Source organism: Intrasporangium sp. (assembly GCF_035280925.1).
Taxonomy (GTDB): domain Bacteria; phylum Actinomycetota; class Actinomycetes; order Actinomycetales; family Dermatophilaceae; genus Intrasporangium.
Genome location: NZ_DATEEY010000230.1, coordinates 1 through 2,082 on the forward strand (window position 1 = coordinate 1; position 2,082 = coordinate 2,082).

Sequence of the window (2,082 nt, forward strand, 5' to 3'; positions counted from 1 at the left end):
CGCCGATCGGCGGATGACCGACCGCAGCACCGAAGGCAGGAACGTCTCGTGACCAAGCCCGTCGTCCTCATCGCCGAGGAGCTCTCGCCCGCCACCCTCGACGCCCTCGGACCGGACTTCGAGGTCCGCCACGTCGACGGCACCGACCGCTCGGCCCTGCTGCCGGCGCTCACCGACGTGGACGCGGTGCTGATCCGGTCCGCCACGAAGATCGACGCCGAGGCCCTGGCCGCGGCAAGGAACCTCAAGGTAGTGGCGCGAGCGGGCGTGGGGCTCGACAACGTCGACGTGCCGGCGGCGACGAAGGCCGGGGTCATGGTGGTCAACGCCCCGACGTCCAACATCACGAGCGCCGCCGAGCTCGCGGTCGGCCTCCTCCTCGCCTGTGCCCGCAACATCGCCCCGGCGAACGAGGCCCTGAAGAACGGCGCGTGGAAGCGCAGCAAGTACGGCGGTGTCGAGCTGCTGGACAAGAAGGTGGGGGTCGTCGGGTTCGGCCGGATCGGCCAGCTGGTCGCGGAGCGGCTCAAGGGCTTCGGCGTCGAGATCCTCGCCTACGACCCGTACGTCTCGGTCCAGCGCGCCGGCCAGCTCGGTGCCCGTCTCGTCACGCTCGACGAGCTGCTCGCCGAGTCGGACTTCATCACCATCCACCTGCCCAAGACGCCGGAGACCATGGGGCTCATCGGCAAGGAGGCGCTGACGAAGGTGAAGCCGTCGGTGCGTGTCATCAACGCCGCCCGCGGCGGGGTGCTCGACGAGGAGGCTCTCGCGGCCGCGATCGCCGAGGGCCGGGTGGCCGGTGCCGGTCTCGACGTCTTCGCCACGGAGCCCTGCACCGACAGCCCGCTGTTCGCCCACGAGTCGGTCGTCGTCACGCCCCACCTCGGTGCCTCCACGGAGGAGGCCCAGGAGAAGGCCGGCGTCGCCGTCGCGCGGTCGGTGCGCCTGGCGCTGGGCGGTGACCTCGTGCCGGATGCCGTCAACGTCGCCGGTGGCGCCGTGGCCGAGGAGGTGCGTCCCGGCATCGACCTCGTCGAGAAGCTCGGTCGGGTCTTCACCGCCTTCGCGGGCTCGGTTCCCGTGCAGCTCGACGTCGAGGTGCGTGGGGAGATCACGAGCCACGACGTCTCGGTGTGGGAGCTGTCGGCGCTCAAGGGACTCTTCACCGACGTCACCGAGGACCCGGTGACCTACGTCAACGCGCCCCTGCTCGCCAAGGAGCGCGGCTGCGAGTCGCGCCTGATCACCGACGAGGTGTCCGAAGACTTCCGCAACGTCACCACGCTGCACGGGACCCTCGCCGACGGCACGACCCTGTCGGTCTCCGGCACGCTCACCGGGCCGAAGATGGTGCAGAAGCTCATCGGCATCAACAGCTACGACCTCGAGATCCCGATCTCGACGCACATGGCGTTCTTCGCCTATGAGGACCGGCCCGGTGTCATCGGCGTCGTCGGCAAGCTCCTCGGCGACGCCGACGTCAACATCGCCGGCATGCAGGTCTCCCGTGACGACGACGTGGGGAAGGCCCTCGTCGCGTTGACGGTCGACAGCCTCATCCCCGCCGACGTCATCGCGGCCATCGAGAAGGAGATCGGCGCCGAGACCGTCCGCGTGGTCGACCTCGTCTGACCGGAGAAGGACCGACGCCCGGTCCGGCGCCGCTGCCGGTCACACGGCGGGGACCGCCGCCGGCTGCCTCCTGGGGGCCCGAGGGCGGACCAGCAGCAGTCCGACGGTCATGAGCAGGGCCCCTGTCCCGACGATGCCGATCTCCTCCCCGAGCCACACCGGCTCGGTGTCGCCGACGATCGACTGGGCGACGCCCTCGATGAGGGTGTAGCTGACAGCCCACACGACCACACCACCCAGGGCGGCCAACGCCCGCACGACCAGGTGCCGGCCGGACAGGAGAGAGGCCACCGAGACCGGCCAGGCCGACTGGCCGCCGCACTGCAGCAGGAGCGCGCGAACGCCGAGCGGTATGCCGTCGCGGAGGAACGGGCGCGGATCGCCCGCGAGCTCCACGACGTCGTCGGTCACGCGCTGGCGACCATGACGGTTCAGGCGGGGGCGGAG

Annotated in this window: 3 protein-coding genes; 2 read left to right on the top strand and 1 reads right to left on the bottom strand. The window is 70.9% G+C overall.

Going from position 1 to position 2,082, the window contains the following annotated elements:
* Positions 1-48: 48 nt before the first annotated feature.
* Positions 49-1,635 (top strand): phosphoglycerate dehydrogenase, encoded by a 1,587-nt coding sequence (gene serA / locus VJN29_RS20245; RefSeq protein WP_324145448.1) that lies wholly within the window; start codon positions 49-51, stop codon positions 1,633-1,635.
* 39 nt (positions 1,636-1,674) lie between these two features.
* Here the strand turns inward: serA and VJN29_RS20250 are convergent, their stop codons facing one another.
* Positions 1,675-1,860, bottom strand: a complete 186-nt coding sequence (locus VJN29_RS20250; RefSeq protein WP_324145449.1) for a hypothetical protein — start codon at positions 1,858-1,860, stop codon at positions 1,675-1,677.
* 39 nt (positions 1,861-1,899) lie between these two features.
* Here VJN29_RS20250 and VJN29_RS20255 point away from each other — a divergent pair.
* The coding region (locus VJN29_RS20255) for a histidine kinase (RefSeq protein WP_324145450.1) at positions 1,900-2,082 on the top strand (183 nt) is incomplete at its 3' end.